This window comes from Pseudomonas sp. FG35 (assembly GCF_057809295.1).
This window is the reverse complement of record NZ_JBMDJR010000003.1, coordinates 33432-53674: the sequence shown is the minus strand read 5'-3', so window position 1 is coordinate 53674 and position 20243 is coordinate 33432. Positions and strand designations below refer to the sequence as shown.

Here is a 20243-nt window from a genome sequence, read left to right as displayed (position 1 = left end):
CATGTCGTACCGCGTCATCAGCATTGCATTGCTGTTTTTAAGCTTTGGCGCGGCGGCGCAGAGTCCCGCTGTTTCTTCTTCTATCTCCTACACCCGGGACATCCAGCCGATCTTCACCGAGAAGTGCGTGGCCTGCCATGCGTGTTACGACTCTGCTTGCCAGCTTAATCTGGGCAGCGGCGAGGGCGCGGCCCGTGGCGCGAGCAAGATGCCCGTCTACGATGGCGAACGCACCCAGGCGGCGCCGACCACGCGGCTGTTCTATGACGCCTTCGGCAAACGCGCCTGGCAGCAGAAAGATTTCTACTCGGTGCTCGACGCCCAGGGCAGTCAGGCGGCGCTGATGGCGCGCATGCTGGAGCTGGGGCACAAAACGCCACTGACCCCCAACGCCAAATTGCCTGAAGACATCGTGCTGGGCCTCAATCGCGAGAACCTGTGCGCGATGCCCGCCGAGTTCGACGGCTATGCCGGCGCCCATCCGAAAGAGGGCATGCCGCTGGCGGTGACCGGTCTGACCGATCAGCAATATCAGATGCTGCAACGCTGGCTCGCTTCCGGTGCGCCGATCGACGAGCAAGGCCTGGCGCCAAGCGCTAAGGAGGCGATGCAGATCGTCCAGTGGGAAAACCTGCTCAACCAGCCTGGCGCGCGGGAAAGTCTGGTCGGGCGCTGGTTGTTCGAACACTGGTTTTTGGCGCACATCTATTTCAAGGACGGCGAGCCGGGGCATTACTTCCAGTGGGTGCGTTCGCGCACACCGACCGGCCAGCCGATCGATCTGATCGCCACGCGTCGCCCGAACGACGATCCGGGCACCCAGGTTTACTATCGCTTGTGGCCGGTGCAGGGCGTGATCGTGCACAAGACCCACATCACCTATCCGCTGAGCGCGGCGAAGATGGCGCGGGTCAAAAGCCTGTTCTACAACGGCAACTGGCAGGTCAACGCTTTGCCGGGCTACGGGCCGCAGAGTCGAGCCAACCCGTTCGCGACCTTCGAGGCGATCCCGGCGCAGGCGCGTTACCAGTTCATGCTCGATAACGCCGAATACTTCGTACGCACCTTCATTCGCGGCCCGGTGTGCCGTGGGCAGATCGCGACCGACGTGATCCGCGACAACTTCTGGGCGCTGTTCCAGGCCCCGGAACACGATCTGTACATCACTGACCCGAACTATCGCGGCCAGGCCACGCCGTTGCTGGCCATGCCGGGGCAGAACGACGATGTCGGCAGTGTCCTGAGCCTGTGGCACAACTACCGCAACAAGCGAAACCAATACGAAGCCCTGCGCCGTGACAGCTACGCCGACCTGCCGGCACCGAGCTGGTCGACGCTGTGGGCCGGCAACGACAACGCCTTGCTCAGCATCTTTCGCCACTTCGACAGCGCTTCGGTGACCAAGGGCCTGATCGGCGAGGTGCCGCAGACGATGTGGCTGTTCGACTATCCGCTGCTGGAGCGCACCTATTACCAGCTGGCGGTGAATTTCGATGTGTTCGGCAACGTCTCCCATCAGGCGCAAACGCGCTTGTATTTCGACCTGATCCGTAACGGCGCCGAACAGAACTTCCTGCGCCTGATGCCCGCCGATTCCCGCGAGGGTTACCTTGACGATTGGTACCAGAGCAGCGGCCAGTTCAAGATGTGGCTCGATTACGAAGCCATCGACGACGACAAGCCGACCGCACTGAAACTCGACGAGAAAGACCCGAAACACGATTTCGCCATGCAGTTGCTGGCGCGCTACGGCGATCTCAACGCGCGTCCGGATCCGATCAACCGCTGCGAAGACGCCTATTGCTCGCGCCCGAACATCGACCCGGCGCTGCAAAATGCCGAGCAAGCGCTGAGTCGCCTGACTTCGCGCCCGGCGGCGGGGCTGAAAGTGATCGATCAATTGCCGGAAGCCACCATGCTGCGGGTCGAAACCCGTAGCGGCAAGCGCGAGGTCTACAGCCTGCTGCGCAACCGCGCCCACAGCAACGTGGCGTTCCTGCTCGGCGAATCGCTGCGCTATCAACCGGGGCTGGACACGCTGACGATCTACCCGGGCGTGCTCAGCAGCTACCCGAATTTCATGTTCAACGTTCCGGCAGACCAGGTGCCGGCGTTTGTCGATGCGATGGAAGGGGCAAAGGACGCGGCGCAGTTCGAGAAAGTCGTCGAGCGCTGGGGGATTCGCCGCAGTCATCCGCAGTTCTGGTTCTATTTCCACGATTTGAGCCAGTACATCCACGAAACCGAGCCGGTGGAAGAGGGCGTGCTGGATATGAACCGGTACGAGAATCTTTGATCGTTTGAACGATGGCGGTTGTCCCAATCCTGTGATGTACGGAATCGGGAGCGCCATCGATGTTGATTTCAGTGCAGGCCCTGCGAGCGCTCGCCGCGTGGGCGGTGGTCTGCCATCACTTCATGCAGATTTTCTTCGACTTCGAGGCGCGTGGGCCGATCGGTCAGTTGTTCATCGACAAGGGCGCCGTGGGCGTCGATATATTTTTCGTGATCAGCGGGCTGGTGATTTTCCTGTCCACTGAAGGCAAGGCATTGCCGCCGACGCGTTTTCTGCTGTATCGACTGTTTCGGATTGTCCCGGCGTACTGGCTCTACACGGTGCTGATGGCGTTGCTGGTGGTGTTCGCCCGGCCGCTGTTGCCGGACCAGACGGTGGATTGGGGGCATTTGCTCCTGTCGTTGCTGTTCATTCCGACCGAGAACCCCGGCGGCTACGGGATCTATCCGACCCTGAATGTCGGCTGGACCCTGAATTACGAAATGCTGTTCTACGTACTGTTCGCCTGGGCGCTGTTGTTCCGGCTGCAAGTGCGTTTGCTGGTGGTCGCGGCGCTGCTGTTTGCGGTGTGCCAGGCCTGGACCGGGTTTGGCTGGGTCAGCGCGTTTTATCGCTCGGACATCGTTTATGAATTCCTGCTGGGGATCGGCATCGGCATGCTTTACCGTCGGGGATGGATCCGGCCGGCGCTCTGGCTGCCATTACTGGGGATCGGTGCGGCATTAGTGGCGATCTATCATCTGCCGCCGGAACCTCGATTGCTGAATTGGGGCGTGCCCAGTGCGGTGCTGGTCATGGCCAGCATGGCGCTGGAGCGGCATGTCGAACGCAACAGGCTGCTCAAGCTGCTGGGCGACTGTTCGTACTCGGTGTATCTGATGCATGTGCTGGTGCTGTCGGCCGGTGGTTATCTGGCCCGGCGCTACGGAATCAACCCGTATTTGATGTTTATCGTCTGTGCGCTGGCCATTGCTATCGGTTCGTGGCTGAGCTACGAATGGGTGGAAAAACGCAGTTATCAATGGCTTAGGGCACGGATTGACGGCGAACCTGGCGCTTAGCCGATTTGTGAACTATTCCTACGTAAATAGTAGGACTTTGTGCCGCGCGCCGATTGGCGTAAACTCCGCCTCAAGCCTGCGAGGAGTCTCCATGACCGCTATTACCATTACCGACGCCGCCCATGATTACCTGGCCGATCTGCTCTCCAAGCAGAACACCCCGGGCATCGGCATCCGCGTTTTCATCACCCAGCCTGGCACCCAGTACGCCGAAACCTGCATTGCCTACTGCAAGCCGGGCGAAGAGAAACCAGAAGACACGGCGCTGGGGCTGAAAAGCTTCACCGCTTACATCGACTCGTTCAGCGAAGCGTTCCTCGATGATGCCGTCGTCGACTACGCCACCGACCGCATGGGCGGCCAGCTGACCATCAAGGCGCCAAACGCCAAAGTCCCGATGGTCAACGCCGACAGCCCGATCAACGAGCGCATCAACTACTACCTGCAAACCGAAATCAACCCGGGACTTGCCAGCCACGGCGGTCAGGTCAGCCTGATCGATGTGGTTGAAGACGGCATTGCCGTATTGCAGTTCGGCGGCGGTTGCCAGGGCTGCGGCCAGGCGGACGTGACCCTGAAGGAAGGCATCGAGCGCACCCTGCTTGAGCGCATTCCGGAGCTCAAGGGCGTGCGCGACGTGACCGACCACACGCAGAAAGAAAACGCCTACTACTAAGGTGTTCGCTGCGGCATGAAAAACGGCGCCCCGTGAGCGCCGTTTTTTTATGGCCGGTACAAATGCGCATGCCCGGCGCGATACAGCGAAGACTCGCTGAAATGATCGCTGCCCAACACCCGCCCGACCAGAATCAACGCCGTACGCCGAAAGCCCTTCGCCGCCACCTTCTCGGCAATATCTTCCAGCGTCCCCGTCACCCAGTCCTGATCCGGCCACGTCGCCCGGTGAATCACCGCGATCGGGCAATCCGCGCCGTAATGCGGCAGCAGTTCGGCAATGATCTTCTCCAGATGATTGACCCCCAGATGAATCGCCATGGTCGCCCCGTGCTGCGCCAGGTTGCCGAGCTCTTCGCCGGCAGGCATCGCGGTCTTGTCCGCATAACGGGTCAGGATCACGCTTTGCGAGATGTCCGGCAGGGTCAGTTCGGCGCCCAGCAGCGCGGCGCACGCGGCGGTGGCGGTCACACCGGGAATGATCTCGAACGGAATATCCAGCTCACGCAGATAACGAATCTGCTCACCAATGGCGCCATACAGACTCGGATCCCCGGAATGTACCCGCGCCACATCCTGGCCCTTGGCGTGGGCGGTCTTGATCAGGTCGATGATCTGTTCCAGGTGCAGTTCGGCGCTGTTGACCACGGTTTCAGCGCAATGACCTTCCAGCACTGCCGTCGGCACCAGCGAACCTGCGTAGATGATCACCGGACAACGGCGGATCAGCCGCTGGCCTTTGACAGTGATCAATTCCGGGTCGCCGGGGCCGGCGCCGATGAAGTAAACGGTCATCGTTGGATCCTGTAGAAAAGGGGCAGGGCGGTGCTTCACCAGCCCTTCAGATGAAGAATGCTCATGATCGAAAGCGGGGATTATCGGGAATTTACGCCGCGCCGGCCAATGCCAGAGTTGCCTGGGCGTACTTTTGCCGGGAAATCAGCAGTTTTGCCGGGCCGCTGATCAATTGTTCGGCGAGCGCCAGCGCGGCACTTTCCGCTACGCCATAACAGCCGGTGCGTTCGAAGGCGATTTGGGAATGGTGACTCAAGCGTTGCTGATAACTGGCCAGTTCCTCGCTGCTGAAATACAGCAACGGCAGCGCCAGTTGGGCGGCGAGTTCCTGCAAACCGGGTTCGTCGCGTTTCAGGTCGATGCTGGCCAGTGCCTTGACCTTCTCAAGATCAATCCGATGAGCCTGCAATGCCTGATCAAGTAATGCACGCAGCGTACTGGCCGGGCAGCCGCGCTGGCAGCCCAGGCCGACCACGAAGGTCGGCGCTGCGCTGTCATCGGTCATGCGTGGTACTGACCTTCGCTTTTGCGGCGGAACAACCAGGCGCTGATCAGGCCCAGGGCTAGCCAGAACGCGACGTTGGTCAGCTGCGAAGCGATTTTGAACTGGGCTTCGAGGGCTTCCGGGGCGAGCATCGAATGCACTTCCGGTTGCGGCGCGCCGATCACGTGCGGCACGGCAAGGATCGCCACGCCGAGGGTCTTCATCAGCCAGTGGCGGCTGAACGCTATCAAGGCCAGGCCGACAGCGGTGGAGGCCGCAGTGCCGATCCACCACATCTGCCGCGAGGCCAGATCCGCGGCGGCGGTGCCCGGCAGCTCAGGTGGCAGGCCCATGGTCGGCGCGAGTACGAAGGTCGCATAACCGGCCAGACCCCAGAGCAGGCCTTGCGAAGTTTTGGTCGGCGCACGCAGGGTGTACAGGCCCGCCAGCATCAGGGCGAAACCCACGGCTACCACCAGATTGCCGCCGGTGGTGGACACCACGCGCTGCCAGCCGTCTTCCGGCTCCCAGGCTTCGGCATCGTGGGTGTGGGCGGCGGTGCCGGCGGCGTGTTCGTGAACTTCGGCCACCGGTTCGGCTTTCTCGAAGGTCTCGGCCTGCAAAATCAGCGGCGAAACCCAGAAGCTTTGCAGCAACGTCAGGAGCAGGGCGGCCAGAAGGCCGGTGAAACTTGCGGTCTGCGCAATACGCTTGATCATGTCGGCAGGTCTCAGTGGCACGGGAACGCGGCGCTGTGGCGGGTATCGTGCGCGGCGTTGTGCACCGCTTCGATGTGCGAGAAACCGGCGAAGTACACCAGGCACGCACCGAGGATCGACGCGCAGACGGCGGCGGTCAGGCGTTGGCTCAGGGTGGTGGTGCTGGAGATCTTGTCCGAATTGCTGCCGGTGCTGCTGATGATCGACATGGCGCTTCCCTCTGAAGTGTCAGCGGGTGAATAGAGCGCATGAAAACCCCTGCGGCCGGGCGCGCAGAGGTTCGAACAGCGCCCGCCCACCGCGGGTTTGTTATGTTCAGTAACGCAAGATGCGCACTGTGTGTTGCGGGCCGGTCTCCGGGCTCACGAGGGGTGGCTGTCTGCCGACCTGCAAGCGTCACCTTCCCATGCCCGTGGGCACAGTGGATCTGACGCTTCGCTCGCTTACCGTTGCGGGGGCAGCACCGGACTGACATGGCTTTAGAGTAAAGCACATGATTCACCGGTTTCCCGTTTCACCCTGTGAGGGGCACCCGTAACAAGTTGTGTAGGAGACCATGGGCGGGGGATTTGAGTCAATTGGGATTGGGATTGGGATTGGGATTGGGGGCAGATCCGTTGCTGCGGTTATGGCTGCTTAGGGTTCCGCCCTTACGGCGGGTCACTTTTTCCAAACGCCGAAAAAGTAACCAAAAAGGCTGCACCCTGACGTACGGCCCCTCGCTGAGGCTCGGGGTTCCTTCGCTCCGGGATTGATCCGGGGGCATCGCCTACGGTTTGCTTCGCTGCACCTCCTCTCGATGCATGCGGCTGCGCCGCACGGTCGCTGCGCTCCCACCCCCGGATCAATCCCTCCACTCAGCCTGCCGACGGGCCCTGCGATCAAAAGCGGTACTCGAGCTAACGCTCATCGTGTTGAGTGGTGAGGGGCGGGTGTTCGGCTTTGGTTTTTTGGTGGGTTTACCCCTCTCCCCGAGGAGAGGGAGCCGATTTGTGGGCTTTTCAAAGTCTGAGTTCGACTCGGTATTTCATGTCGGCGCAACTCTCCCAATCAACTCGGTCGGTTCCCTCTCCCTACGGGCGGTCCGACGTTTCGGGAGGGCTAGGGTGAGGGGCTCTTGATCTGCTTTTGATCTTTAGCCCCTTCGGCAGGCCGAGCGGAGGTGTCCATCAGGGGGTAGGCGCGCAGCGCCGTGCGGCGCAGCCGCATACATCGAGAGGAGGTGCAGCGAAGCAAACCGTAGGCGATGCCCCCTGATGGACACCGTAGCGAGGGAACACTGCGCCTAAGCGAAGTGCCGTACGCCGGGGCAAAAGCCTTTTGGTTCCTTTTTGGCGTTTGAAAAAGGGACTCGCTGTAAGAGCGAAACCGCCAGCGGCAGCACCCGAAGCAACGGATATGCCCCAAATCCCAAAATCCACCAACCATTGACCCATCCCCACACCCTGCGTAGCCTTGCGCTTTCGAGGTTCTTCGGCCCACGCCGAAGCTAAGAAGGGAACGCGGTCCAAGCCGCGGCTGCCCCCGCAACTGTGAACGGTGCTGTTCGCTGCCACGCCACTGCCAACTCAATCCAGAGCCAGCGGGAAGGCGCAGCGAATACCGGGCCAAGGCCCGAACACCGTCAGCCAGGAGACCTGCCTCGTCACAGATTCTCACTTTCAACCGGGCGGGGTGATCCGGTGGCGAACTCTCCAGGCACGCACCCGCGTTGCCGGTCTCGTCCCGTATGCCCGCCACCTTGCCAAAGGGCATCCGATGAAAACACTGGCCAAACTCCCCGTCACCATCGTCACCGGCTTCCTCGGCTCGGGCAAAACCACCTTGCTGCGGCACATGCTCGACAATGCCCAGGGCCGCCGTATCGCGGTGATCGTCAACGAGTTTGGCGAGTTGGGCATCGACGGTGAAATCCTCAAGCAGTGCACCATCGGCTGCACCGAAGAAGAAGCCACCGGCCGCGTCTACGAGCTGGCCAACGGCTGCCTGTGCTGCACGGTTCAGGAAGAGTTCTTCCCGGTGATGCGCGAGCTGGTGGCCCGTCGCGGCGACCTCGACCACATCCTGATCGAAACCTCGGGCCTGGCCCTGCCAAAGCCGCTGGTGCAAGCCTTCCAGTGGCCGGAAATCCGCAGTGCCTGCACCGTCGACGCGGTGATCACTGTGGTCGACAGCCCGGCCGTGGCCGCCGGCACCTTCGCCGCGTTCCCGGATCAGGTCGATGCCCAGCGCAAGCTCGATCCGAACCTGGATCACGAATCTCCGCTGCACGAACTGTTCGCTGACCAACTGGCCAGCGCCGATCTGGTGATCCTCAACAAGGCCGACCAGACCAGCCCTGAAGACCTCGCGCGTGTCCGCCTGGAAGTCGCCGAAGAGCTGCCGCCAGCCGTGAAAATCATCGAAGCAAGCAACGGTCGCCTGCCGCTGGACGTGCTGATCGGCCTCGGTGCCGGTTCCGAAGAACACATCGACGGCCGCCACAGCCATCACGATCACCACCACGGTGAAGGCGATGACGATCACGACGACCACGATCACGACGCCTTCGATTCGATCTCCATCGAACTGCCGCAAGCTGACGAAAGCCTGCTGCTCGACGCGCTGACGCAACTGGTGGTTCAGCACGGCATCCTGCGGGTCAAAGGCTTCGCGGCGATCCCGAATAAGCCGATGCGCCTGCTGATCCAGGGCGTGGGCACGCGTTTCGACAAGCACTTCGATCGTCAGTGGGGCGCCGACGAGGTACGCGTGACGCGTCTGGTGTTGATCGGTCAGGCACTGGACGCTGCCCAGCTCGAAGCGCAACTGCGCGCCGCGCTCAGCGTTTAAGCCATGCACCTGCTCAGGACCCAGCCCGGCGGATTCGTGTCGGACGACAACATTGCCGACCTTGGACAAACCCCCGCCGAGCTGGTGATCCTGTGCAGCGGCGATTCCAGCCTCGCGCTGCTCGCCGAAGCGGCGCAGCAACTGCCCGAGGATTACCCGAGCGTGCGGCTGGCCAACCCCATGCAGGTGCAGAACCATGCGTCGGTCGACCTGTACGTCGATGAAGTGCTGCGCCACGCCAAGGTGATTCTGATTTCGCTGCACGGCGGCATCGCTTATTGGCGTTATGGCGTCGAGCGGCTGGTCGAATTGTCCGAGCGTGGCGTGCAGGTGATTCTGGTGCCGGGCGATGACCGTCCCGACCCGGAACTCAGCGACCTGAGCACCGTGGGCGCCGAGGATCGCGACCGTCTCTGGCAGTTCCTGCGCCAGGGTGGCCTTGGCAATGCGCTGGACTTTTTCCACTGCCTGGCCAATCGCTGGCTGGCGCGGGATTACGTGTGGGGCGAGCCGCAAGCGCTGCCGCGCACGGCGATTTATCACCCGAATAAAAACACCGCCGCACTGAGTGACTGGCAAGCCGATTGGCGGCCCGGTCAACCGGTCGCGGCGGTGTTGTTTTATCGCTCGCATTTGCAAGCGGCGAACACGGCGTTTATCGACGTGTTCTGCCAACGGCTGCAGGTTGCCGGACTCAATCCGCTGCCGATCGCCGTGGCCAGTTTGAAAGAGCCCGGCTGCCTGTCGGTGGTCGAGGACTGGCTTGATGAGGCCGGAGCCTCGGTGATTCTGAACACCACCGGTTTCGCTCAGTCCAGCCCGGAAGCGCCGCATCTGCGGCCATTCCGTCGCAACATTCCGGTGATTCAGGCGATCTGCGCCCAGGACAACGAGCCCGGCTGGCGCGAGAGCGAGCAGGGCCTCGGCCCGCGGGATCTGGCGATGCACATCGCGTTGCCGGAGCTGGACGGGAGGATCATCAGCCGACCGATCAGCTTCAAGGATCTGGCCTGGCGCAGCGAGCGCAGTCAGTCCGACGTGGTGTGTTATCGGGCCCAACCCGAGCGCATGGATTTCGTCGCCGAACTGGCGCGCCGCTGGGTCGATCTGGCGCGGGTGACGAACGCTGAAAAGCGCATCGCGCTGATCCTCGCCAATTACCCGACCCGAGACGGACGCATCGGCAATGGCGTCGGCCTCGACACGCCCGCCGCCGGGTTGAATATCCTGCGGGCGTTGCAGGCCGAAGGTTATCCGCTGCCGGCCGAACTGCCGGACAGCGGCACCGAACTGATCCGACAATTGCTCGGCGGTGTCAGCAACGATCTCGATACGCTCGATCAGCGCCCGTGCCAGCAAAGCCTGGCGATGGACGATTACCTGAAGATGTTCAATGCGCTGCCAGAAGCCAATCGCGCGGCGGTGCTGGAGCGCTGGGGCTTGCCGCAAAACGATCCGATGTGCCGGGACGGGCGCATGATGATCGCCGGCCTGCGCTTTGGCCTGACTTTCGTCGGCATTCAACCGGCGCGGGGTTATCAGGTTGATCCGAGCGCGGTGTATCACGATCCCGATCTGGTGCCGCCGCACGCGTACCTCGCGTTCTATTTCTGGCTGCGCCAGACCTACGGCGCTCATGGCGTGATTCACGTCGGCAAGCACGGCAACCTTGAATGGTTGCCCGGCAAAGGCGTGGGCCTGTCGGAAAACTGCTGGCCGGACGCATTGCTCGGGCCGCTGCCGAATATCTACCCGTTTATCGTCAACGATCCGGGCGAGGGTGCTCAGGCCAAACGTCGCACTCAGGCAGTGATCATCGACCACTTGATGCCGCCGCTGACCCGCGCCGAGACCTACGGTCCGCTGCGCAATCTGGAATTGTTGGCGGACGAGTATTACGAAGCTCAGTTGCTCGATCCGCGCCGCGCCCGCGAGTTGCAGCGCGACATCCTCCAGTTAGTGCGTGACACGCAGATTGATCGCGAATTGCAGCTGGATGCCGCCCTCGACAGCGACGCCGATGCGGCGATCTGGCTGCCGCGTCTGGACACTTATTTGTGTGACTTGAAGGAATCGCAGATCCGCGATGGCCTGCATATTTTCGGTGAGTCGCCGACCGGGCGTTTGCGCATCGACACCTTGCTGGCGTTGCTGCGGATTCCGCGCGGCGATGGCAAAGGGGCTCAGTCGAGTCTGTTGCGGGCGCTGGCCAAGGCGTTTCAGTTGGGGTTCGATCCGCTGGATTGTGCACTTGCCGAACCCTGGACTGGCCTGCGCCCAATGGAACTGCAATCGTTGAGCGATGAAGTCTGGCGTACGGCGGGGGATACCCGTGAACGCCTTGAGCTGTTCGCGGCGCATTTGATCGAGCAGTCGCTGGTGGGTGATGTGGCGCAACTGGATGCTTCAGGCTGGTCAGATGTGCAGGCGATCATCCACGCCCTGCGCGAAGTGATCGCCCCACGCCTCGACGCCTGCGGCCCGGCCGAAATGCGCGGCTTGCTCGACGCGTTGAGCGGCCGATTCGTCCCCGCTGGCCCAAGTGGTGCGCCAAGTCGAGGTCGCCTCGACGTGCTACCCACCGGGCGCAATTTCTATTCGGTGGACGTGCGCAATCTGCCGACCACCACGGCGTGGCGGATCGGTTTCCAGTCCGCGACCCTGATTCTCGAACGACACTTGCAGGACCACGGCGATCACCTGCGCCAACTCGGCCTGTCGGTCTGGGGCACCGCGACCATGCGCACCGGCGGTGACGACATTGCCCAGGCCATGGCGCTGATGGGCGTGCGTCCGGTGTGGGCCACCGGCAGTCAGCGGGTCGATGATTTCGAGATTCTGCCGCTGAGCCTGCTCGACCGGCCTCGGGTCGATGTAACGCTGCGGGTCTCCGGATTTTTCCGCGATGCGTTCGCCAACCTGATCCGCCTGTTCGACGCTGCCGTGCAAGCCGTGGCCGAACTGGACGAGCCGGACGACCTCAACCCGCTGGCCGCCAAGGTGCGTGCCGAACGTGAGGCGTTACGTCAGTCGGGGCTGGATGACGAGGCTGCCCGGCGTCAGGCCGGCTGGCGAATCTTTGGTGCCAAACCCGGCGCATACGGCGCGGGCGTGCAGGGCGCCATCGACGGACGCCTCTGGCAAACCCGCGAGGATCTGGCCGAGGTCTACTTGAACTGGGGCGCCTACGCTTACGGCGGTTCCGACGAGGGCACCGCCGCCCGCGAGCAATTCGTCCAGCGCCTGAGCCAGGTGCAGGCGGTGCTGCAAAACCAGGACAACCGCGAGCATGACCTGCTCGATTCCAACGACTATTACCAGTTCCAGGGCGGCATGCTTGCTGCCGTGGAAAGCCTGCGTGGCGAGGCGGCGGCCAGTTATCACGGCGATCACAGTCAGCCGGACCTGCCGAAAATCCGCACCTTGAAGGAAGAACTGAACCGGGTTATCCGCTCAAGGGCGGCGAATCCGAAATGGATCGACGGGGTCAAGCGCCACGGCTATAAAGGCGCGTTCGAACTGGCGGCGACGGTCGACAACCTGTTTGCCTTCGATGCCACCACGCAACTGATCGACGATCACCAATACGCATTGCTGGCGGATGCCTATCTGCTGGACCCGGCGACCCGCGAGTTCGTGCGCGAGCATAATCCCCACGCACTGCGCGACATGACCGAACGCATGCTCGAAGCGCAGCAGCGCGGGATGTGGCAGGAGCCGGGCGCCTACAAAGAAGCCCTGGAAAACCTGCTGCTGGACATAGAAGAAGAGAGCTGAGACTGAACATGACCGACACCCCGCATTTCCCGCTCTCCGCCGTGGTCGGCGCCGATGATCTGAAACTGGCGCTGTACCTGACGGCCATCGATCCGAAGATTGGCGGCGTGCTGATCGAAGGCCCGCGCGGCATGGCCAAGTCGACGCTGGCCCGGGGTCTGGCGGATCTGCTGGCCAGTGGTCAGTTCGTCACATTGCCGTTGGGCGCTACTGAGGAGCGATTGGTCGGCACGCTGGATCTGGACGCGGCGTTGAGCGACGGTCGTGCGCAGTTTTCTCCGGGTGTGCTGGCGAAGGCGGACGGCGGCGTGTTGTACGTCGATGAGGTGAATCTGTTGCCGGATCATCTGGTGGATCTGCTGCTTGATGTGGCTGCCAGCGGCACCAACCTGATCGAGCGCGACGGCATTTCCCATCGGCATTCGGCGAAGTTTGTGTTGATCGGGACGATGAACCCGGAAGAGGGTGAATTGCGTCCGCAATTGCTTGATCGTTTCGGCCTTAACGTCGCGCTGAGCGGTCATACGGCGCCGGCCGAGCGGGGGCAGATCATTCGTCGTCGGCTGGATTTCGACAGCGACCCGCAGGTGTTTTGTGCGCAGTGGGAGGCTGATCAGCAAGCTCTGCGTGAGCGTTGTGAAAGCGCCCGCCATGCCTTGGCGAATATTCCCCTCGACGATGAAGCGCTGGCACAGATCACCGAGCGCTGCTTTGCGGCAGGCGTCGACGGTTTGCGCGCCGATCTGGTCTGGCTGCGTGCGGCGCGGGCTCATGCGGCGTGGCGCGGGGCTGAAACCATCGCCGAGCAAGACATTGATGCCGTGGCTGAGTTTGCATTGCGCCATCGTCGCCGCGAACAGTCTTCATCCCCTGCACAGCCACCGGCGCAATCGCCGTCCGGTACTCACGCCGAACCGAGCGAAGGGCAGGGGCAATGGGGTGAAATGCCGGCACCGGCATTGGTTACCGGCGCACGCCGTGAAGTTCCGACCTGGCCAAAAAAGCTTTAGGCATTCGCCCCCGGTCCGACGCGGGGGCGAATGCCAGACCCCGCGCCGGACGCCTCGATAACGGTCGCCAGGGCAAGCGTCACGAGGCTTGCAGTGGCTCGGTGAACTGGCCCGGAACCTTGCTCAATGGCCGTCCGAAAACCCGGGCGGATCTGCTGTTTCAACTGCGCACCCGCACGCCCCATGAACTGTGGCTGGTGATCGTCGACGCCTCGGCCTCGACCCGTCGCCATCAGGCACTGAGCGATGCCAAGGGCGTACTCGCGCAACTGTTCGACGACGCTTACCGGCAGCGCGCGCGCCTGGCGTTGTTGACCGCGAGCGGCGCGGCGCCGAAATGGCAGGTGCAAGGGCTGAAGGCCTCCAACGGGTTGCGCGCGTGGCTCGATGGATTGGGCGCGGGAGGCGGCACGCCTCTGTTGGCAGCGCTGACGGAGGCCGGGCATTGGCTGGCGGTGCGGCGCAAGCGTTTTCCCGCGGAACAACAGCGGTTGCTGGTGATCACCGATGGCCGTTTGAAAAACTGTCCGGAACTGCCAGCGCTCGCGTGTCCCAGCCTGCTGATCGATATCGAGCGCGGGCCGATTCGCCTGGGCCGCGCGAAACAATTGGCGACAGCACTGGACGCCGATTACCGGCATATCGACGAGTTGTTGTCGGTCTGAGAGCTATGCTGCAGTAAGGCCAAATCACAGGGAGTGAATCATGCGCGTACTGGTCGCCAATCCGCAGGACGATTTTCGCGTCAAGGCGTACGCCGGCACCAACGGCGTGCTGCTCGCCATGGACCTCGCCGAACCCCGCCGCAAAGGCTTGCTGGGGTTTGCCATCGAAAAGCAGCAGGGCGACAAACCGTGGCTGTTCCTGTTCAACAGCCTGACCTTTCCCGGCAGGGCCCATACCTTCGCGCAGTTCCACGCCACGCCGAGCGACAAGGCGCCGTTGCAGAAATTTCGCTGGGCCGATTACGCGGTCAATCCGGGCATGACGATTCACTATCGCGTGCACTTGGCGTATGGCTCGCCGGATGCGCCGCAACTCGGTGAGGCGCTGGAACTGACAATCTGCTCCGACGACGGTCATCCCGCCAATCAGGGCGTGATCTTCAACCGCGCCGTGGCCGCCAGTCAGGCGTTTCAGCGCAAGTTTCCCGATCTCGACGCACAGATCAGCGCCAACAAGAACATGCCCATCGAAGCCTGGCCCGACGCTGCACGGCAATGGCTGGAGAACGGCCTGCTCGGGCGTCTGCAAGGTTTTATCGAGCGTGCGGTGGACGGCCAGTGGGCGCTGGACATCGCGATCTACGAATATCAGTTGCAAGCCATCATCGACACGGTGAACGCAGCGTTCGATCGAGGTGTTCAGGTGCGCGTGCTGTATCACGCCCGGCCAGACGACGAAGACACCACGATCAATGAAGCGAGCCTTGCGAAACTGCCGGCGAGCAGCAAGCGCGGGCGGGTCACCCACAATATTTTCCATAACAAATTCATCGTCCTCAGCCGCCTCGACGCAGGCGGCGAACGTCAGCCGCAAGCGGTGCTGTGCGGCAGTACCAACTTCACCGCCAACGGCATATACCGGCAGGCCAACGTGGTGCATGTGCTGGACGATTCGCCGGTCAGCGCGAGTTACCTGAAAACCTTCGAGCAGATCTGGGCCGAGCCGGCGGATGTTGGCGCCACCCGTGACTGGATCAGCCAACACAACCCTATGAATCCGGCGCAGTCTTTGTTCGCCGGATTTTCCCCGCGCACCGGCGGCGCCGACTTGCGGGAGTTCGTCGAGATCATCGAGGGGGCGAAGAAAGACCTGCTGTTCGTCACCGCATTCGCCTTGCCCGACGCGATTCTCAACGCGTTGCTCGGCCAGCCCCACGACGACATCCTGCGTTACGGCCTGCAAAACACCGTCAGCCGCATCACCGGGTTTCACGCCGACCGAACCGCCGAATTCGCCGCCACCGCGTTGCTCAACACCGGGCTGGAAGGCTGGCTGCGGGAGAACATGAAAGGCCAGAAGGGCAACTTGCTGGTGCACACCAAAGCGGTGGTCTCCGACTTCACCAGCGAAAGCCCGACGATCATCAGCGGCAGCCACAACCTCAGCACCTCTGCCAGCACCGGCAATGACGAGAACTACCTGATCATTCGCGGCGACACCGATCTGGCGGACCGCTATGGCCTGGAGCTGCTGCGGTTCTACGAGCATTATCGTTTTCGCTACTTCGCGAAAAAACTGGCGTTGAAGCAGGTGCAGCCGTTGGCGGCGGATGACAGCTGGACCAACGATTACTACGTCGAGGGCGACCTGCGCCGGTTGTCTCGCCTCAGGTTTGCCGGGCGTTAGCCCTTACACCTCCGTTGGTTGCCGATGCTGACGGGGACGGCGATAAGCTGGCGGCGTACAGATTTTGAAATGATTTCCAGCTGTAGGAAAAGTCATCTGAGCCTGTACGCTTCAAGGCCTTTTTTCATTCAGGATTTGCATGAACACCCTCTCGGAGCCTCCCAGTTCTATTCCAGGAACCCCGTTCCCCTCGCGCCATGGCGCGGTCTTGACGCACTCGCAACATCCGGTCTTCCGACTACCGACTATCGTTGTAGGCGCAGCCTTCGAGCTTTCGCGCCGCACTTTGCCGTGTCCGGCAGCCTGAATTCACTGACGAGAGATAGAGACAGATTATGGAATGGTTAGCGGATCCCACGGCATGGCTGGGCTTGTTGACACTGATCGTGCTGGAACTGGTACTGGGTATCGACAACCTGGTGTTCATCGCGATCCTGGCGGACAAACTGCCGCCGCATCAGCGCGACCGCGCACGCATCATCGGTTTGAGCCTGGCGCTGATCATGCGTCTTGGCCTGCTGGCGAGTATTTCCTGGCTGGTCACCCTCACGGCACCGTTGTTCGAGGTGTTCGGCAAGAGCTTCTCCGGCCGTGACCTGATCATGCTGTTCGGTGGTGTGTTCCTGTTGTTCAAGGCGACCATGGAATTGCACGAACGGCTGGAAGGCCATATCGGCGAGCGCTCGACCAACACCGCTTATGCGCTGTTCTGGCCGATCGTGGCGCAGATCGTCGTGCTCGACGCCGTGTTCTCCCTGGACGCGGTGATTACGGCCGTGGGCATGGTCGATGAACTGGCGGTGATGATGATTGCGGTGATCGTGTCCATCGGTGTGATGATCGTTGCCAGCAAGCCGCTGACCCGCTTCGTCAATGCCCACCCGACGGTGATCATGCTGTGTCTGGGCTTCCTGATGATGATCGGTTTTGCCCTGACGGCCGAAGGCCTGGGCTTCCACATTCCGAAAGGTTATCTGTACGCTGCCATTGGTTTCTCGATCCTGATCGAGATCTTCAACCAGATCGCCCGCGCTCGTCGCAAGCGCTCGATGCAGGGCTTGCGACCGATGCGTGAGCGCACGGCTCACGCGGTGATGCGTCTGTTGGGTGGTCGCAAACTGGCGGTGGAAGAAGTCGGCGAGGAAATCTCCGACTTGCTGGACAATGGTGAAGCGCCGAGCACGGAGCTGTTCGACCGTCGCGAGCGGGTGATGATCAGCGGTGTGCTGCAATTGGCCGAGCGACCGATTCGTGCCTTGATGACGGTGCGCGCCGATGTCGATCACATTGATCTGGCCGACGACGCCGAGGCTATTCGTACACGGTTGATGCATTCGTCCTATTCGCGCTTGCCGTTGATTCGTAACGGCGCAGTGGATGAGCCGCTGGGCTTCGTGCACAAGAAGGAACTGCTCAAGGAATACCTGGCCGGCAACGAGCCGAACCTTGAACACTTGGCGCGCAAGACCGTCAATCTGCTGGACAGTTATTCGATCCTCAACGCACTGGAACAAATGCGTGCGGCCTCGACCCACATTGCCTTTGTGGTGAACGAGTTCGGTGACTTTGTGGGTGTGTTGACCATGACCGATATTCTCGAGTCGATTGCCGGCGAACTGCCGGACGCCAGCGAAATCGCTGGCCCCGACGTGGTCGAGGAGCAGGGCGGGTTTATCGTCAACGGTGCGTTGAACCTGTCCCGTATCCGCGAACACACCGGTTTTCGCGCCGAGCCGACCGAGGATTACCAGACCCTGGCCGGGCTGGTGATGAGCCTGCTGGATCGCCTGCCGATCAAGGGCGATCGTCTGCAGCATGAAGGCTGGGGCATGACCGTAATGGCAGTCGAAGAACGTCGCGTGACGCGGGTGTTGCTGGTGCGTGAGGCGTGACGGCACTTTCATGAAAGGTTCCGCCGTTTTGCGCGGTGGACGGTGCAAAGGGTGCGGAGGGTGTCACGCAGCCAGTTCAGGTCATGGGCCGATTTGTGCGGCACAGCGGGGTGACGGGTTTTGCCGAGGAGTTGGGTGAAGTCTTGCAGGAGGGATTCTTCCGAACCAATGCCTTTCAGTTTTTTGACCAGAACGCCTTCCTTGTAGAACAACACGGTCGGTGTGCCCTTGACATCCGGATGGCGAATCGACTGTGCGGTATCGAGCATGAAGATATCCATCCAGGGCCGAAAGGGCTTGGCGATCTCAAGAAAGACCGGGCCGGAAAATTCGCAGGCCCCGCAGCGCCTGTTGAAAAAATACAGGACGACAAGGCGCCTGGCTTTCAAGACCTTCCGATATGTGGGGGGCAACGCTGAATATCGAGTCGGCGTCGTCATCGGAGCCTCCTTTATTCGATGTGCTGGGTGGTACGACGTTAGGGCGCGCGCGGCCGTTGCCGCAACTGTCAGAGTTGACAGGTGCAGCCCGCGCTCAATCGTGCATCGCGCACCAGGATGTGGCCCGGATACCCTCCCTGTGTGGCGCAAAGTAGCGAAGTGATTAATCAATGTTGGTTGCAGCGTTTCGCAGGTTTCTTCCATCCCTTTGATTCAAAACAAAATTCAATCCTTTGCAGATTCCCCATGAATCCTGTGGCACACTTTCTGCTGTCTATTCCGTAGTAACAAACCGTGTTCCGGTATAGCGGAATAAACAACTTCCAGGAGTGCTTGCCATGCATCGCCGACCTTCCTTGTTCAAAGCGTGTGTTTTTGTTCTCGCGGCTTCGTCCGCTGTCATGGGTATGGCCCAGGCGGCCGACAGCAAGCTCGACAGCGTCCTGGCCCGTGGAAAACTGATTGTGGGCACCGGCAGCACCAATGCGCCGTGGCACTTCCAGGGCGCGGACGGCAAGTTGCAGGGCTTTGATATCGACATCGCCCGGATGGTGGCCAAAGGTCTGTTCAATGACCCGAGCAAAGTCGAGTTCGTAGTGCAGTCGTCCGATGCGCGGATTCCCAACCTGCTGACCGACAAGGTCGACATGAGCTGCCAGTTCATCACCGTCACCGCCAGCCGTGCGCAGCAAGTGGCGTTCACCCTGCCGTACTACCGCGAAGGCGTCGGCCTGTTGCTGCCGAACAACAGCAAGTACAAGGAAATCGAAGACCTGCAGGCCGGTGGTGACGGCGTGACCGTAGCCGTGCTGCAGAACGTGTACGCCGAAGAGCTGGTGCATCAGGCGCTGCCCAAGGCCAAGGTCGATCAGTACGACAGCGTCGATCTGATGTACCAGGCCGTTAACTCCGGTCGCGCCGATGCCGCTGCGACCGATCAGTCTTCGGTCAAATACCTGATGGTGCAGAACCCTGGCCGCTACCGTAGCCCGACGTATGCCTGGAGCCCGCAGACCTACGCCTGCGCCGTCAAACGCGGCGATCAGGACTGGCTGAACTTCGTCAACACCGCCCTGCATGAAGCCATGACCGGCGTCGAGTTCCCGACTTATGCCGCGTCGTTCAAGCAATGGTTCGGCGTGGATCTGCCATCGCCTGCCATCGGTTTCCCTGTCGAATTCAAATGATCCCGTGAGAGTGGGGCGCCCTGATGCGCCCCGCTCAAGGTACTGCCGACCATGAACTATCAGTTGAACTTTGCCGCCGTGTGGCGCGATTTCGACACCTTGCTGGCGGGGCTCGGTCTGGGCCTCGAACTGGCGCTGGTGTCGATCGCCATCGGTTGCGTGATCGGCCTGCTGATGGCGTTTGCCTTGCTGTCCAGGCATCGCGCCTTGCGGGTGCTGGCATCGGTGTATGTGACGGTGATCCGTAACACGCCGATTCTGGTGTTGATTCTGTTGATCTACTTTGCGCTGCCGAGCCTGGGGATCCGGCTGGACAAGATCCCGTCGTTCATCATCACCCTGTCGCTGTATGCCGGGGCGTACCTGACCGAAGTGTTCCGCGGTGGTTTGTTGAGCATTCCCAAGGGCCAGCGCGAAGCAGGGCTGGCCATTGGTCTGGGCGAGTGGCAGGTGAAAGCCTACGTCACCGTGCCGGTGATGTTGCGCAACGTGCTGCCGGCGCTGTCGAACAACTTCATTTCGCTGTTCAAGGACACCTCGCTGGCCGCCGCAATCGCGGTGCCGGAGCTGACCTACTATGCGCGCAAGATCAACGTCGAGAGCTACCGGGTGATCGAAACCTGGCTGGTGACCACGGCGTTGTATGTCGCGGCCTGTTACCTCATTGCCATGCTGCTGCGTTACCTGGAGCAGCGTCTGGCGATCCGCCGATAGGAGGCTGCG

Annotated in this window: 16 protein-coding genes and 2 riboswitches; of the genes, 11 read left to right on the top strand and 5 right to left on the bottom strand. The window is 61.7% G+C overall.

From position 1 onward, the window contains the following. Position 1: 1 nt before the first annotated feature. The 3 genes from ACODTD_RS06780 (at position 2) to nfuA (ending at position 4033) form a co-directional block, all read left to right on the top strand. On the top strand, positions 2-2296 hold the full coding sequence (locus ACODTD_RS06780; protein ID WP_489104626.1) for a fatty acid cis/trans isomerase: 2295 nt from the start codon (positions 2-4) through the stop codon (positions 2294-2296). 59 nt (positions 2297-2355) lie between these two features. After that, on the top strand, positions 2356-3357 hold the full coding sequence (locus ACODTD_RS06775; protein WP_011334493.1) for an acyltransferase family protein: 1002 nt from the start codon (positions 2356-2358) through the stop codon (positions 3355-3357). A gap of 91 nt (positions 3358-3448) precedes the next feature. After that, positions 3449-4033: a Fe-S biogenesis protein NfuA gene (gene nfuA / locus ACODTD_RS06770; protein ID WP_007959519.1), complete on the top strand. Its 585-nt coding sequence runs from the start codon at positions 3449-3451 to the stop codon at positions 4031-4033. Between the two features lie 47 nt (positions 4034-4080). Here the strand turns inward: nfuA and cobM are convergent, their stop codons facing one another. From cobM to ACODTD_RS06750, 4 genes are all read right to left on the bottom strand, one after another. Beyond that, a complete protein-coding gene (gene cobM / locus ACODTD_RS06765) occupies positions 4081-4827 on the bottom strand; it encodes a precorrin-4 C(11)-methyltransferase (RefSeq protein ID WP_201819316.1) in 747 nt (248 codons plus the stop codon). Between the two features lie 91 nt (positions 4828-4918). Beyond that, positions 4919-5332 carry a cobalamin biosynthesis protein gene (locus tag ACODTD_RS06760; protein ID WP_011334491.1) on the bottom strand — a complete coding sequence of 138 codons (414 nt, stop codon included), beginning with the start codon at positions 5330-5332 and terminating at the stop codon, positions 4919-4921. After that, positions 5329-6030 carry a CbtA family protein gene (locus tag ACODTD_RS06755; protein ID WP_489104625.1) on the bottom strand — a complete coding sequence of 234 codons (702 nt, stop codon included), beginning with the start codon at positions 6028-6030 and terminating at the stop codon, positions 5329-5331. Before ACODTD_RS06755 ends, ACODTD_RS06760 begins: the two co-directional genes overlap by 4 nt. Before the next feature lie 11 nt (positions 6031-6041). Beyond that, positions 6042-6239 carry a CbtB domain-containing protein gene (locus ACODTD_RS06750; RefSeq protein WP_007959524.1) on the bottom strand — a complete coding sequence of 66 codons (198 nt, stop codon included), beginning with the start codon at positions 6237-6239 and terminating at the stop codon, positions 6042-6044. Between the two features lie 121 nt (positions 6240-6360). After that, a riboswitch (cobalamin riboswitch) is annotated at positions 6361-6581 on the bottom strand. 898 nt (positions 6582-7479) lie between these two features. Further along, a riboswitch (cobalamin riboswitch) is annotated at positions 7480-7689 on the top strand. Positions 7690-7788: 99 nt separating this feature from the next. Between ACODTD_RS06750 and cobW the strand changes: the two genes are divergently transcribed. The 6 genes from cobW (at position 7789) to ACODTD_RS06720 (ending at position 17893) form a co-directional block, all read left to right on the top strand. Continuing rightward, positions 7789-8862, top strand: a complete 1074-nt coding sequence (gene cobW, locus ACODTD_RS06745; protein WP_011334489.1) for a cobalamin biosynthesis protein CobW — start codon at positions 7789-7791, stop codon at positions 8860-8862. A 3-nt stretch (positions 8863-8865) separates the two neighbouring features. Then, positions 8866-12639, top strand: coding sequence for a cobaltochelatase subunit CobN (gene cobN / locus ACODTD_RS06740; protein ID WP_489104624.1), 3774 nt, complete (start codon positions 8866-8868; stop codon positions 12637-12639). 8 nt (positions 12640-12647) lie between these two features. Then, a complete protein-coding gene (locus ACODTD_RS06735) occupies positions 12648-13649 on the top strand; it encodes a magnesium chelatase ATPase subunit I (protein WP_201818400.1) in 1002 nt (333 codons plus the stop codon). 2 nt (positions 13650-13651) lie between these two features. Next, positions 13652-14314: a vWA domain-containing protein gene (locus ACODTD_RS06730; protein ID WP_489104762.1), complete on the top strand. Its 663-nt coding sequence runs from the start codon at positions 13652-13654 to the stop codon at positions 14312-14314. Between the two features lie 40 nt (positions 14315-14354). Continuing rightward, positions 14355-16001 (top strand): phospholipase D-like domain-containing protein, encoded by a 1647-nt coding sequence (locus ACODTD_RS06725; RefSeq protein WP_489104623.1) that lies wholly within the window; start codon positions 14355-14357, stop codon positions 15999-16001. Positions 16002-16336: 335 nt separating this feature from the next. After that, complete coding sequence (locus tag ACODTD_RS06720; RefSeq protein WP_489104622.1) at positions 16337-17893, top strand: TerC family protein; 1557 nt, start codon at positions 16337-16339, stop codon at positions 17891-17893. Between the two features lie 8 nt (positions 17894-17901). Here ACODTD_RS06720 and ACODTD_RS06715 read toward each other — a convergent pair whose 3' ends face one another. Continuing rightward, positions 17902-18333, bottom strand: coding sequence for a thioredoxin family protein (locus ACODTD_RS06715; protein ID WP_011334483.1), 432 nt, complete (start codon positions 18331-18333; stop codon positions 17902-17904). Positions 18334-18671: 338 nt separating this feature from the next. On the opposite strand from ACODTD_RS06715, the gene ACODTD_RS06710 reads away from it, so the two are divergent. Beyond that, positions 18672-19520: a transporter substrate-binding protein gene (locus ACODTD_RS06710; protein WP_007960245.1), complete on the top strand. Its 849-nt coding sequence runs from the start codon at positions 18672-18674 to the stop codon at positions 19518-19520. 51 nt (positions 19521-19571) lie between these two features. Continuing rightward, on the top strand, positions 19572-20234 hold the full coding sequence (locus tag ACODTD_RS06705) for an amino acid ABC transporter permease (protein ID WP_007960243.1): 663 nt from the start codon (positions 19572-19574) through the stop codon (positions 20232-20234). Positions 20235-20243 lie beyond the last annotated feature (9 nt).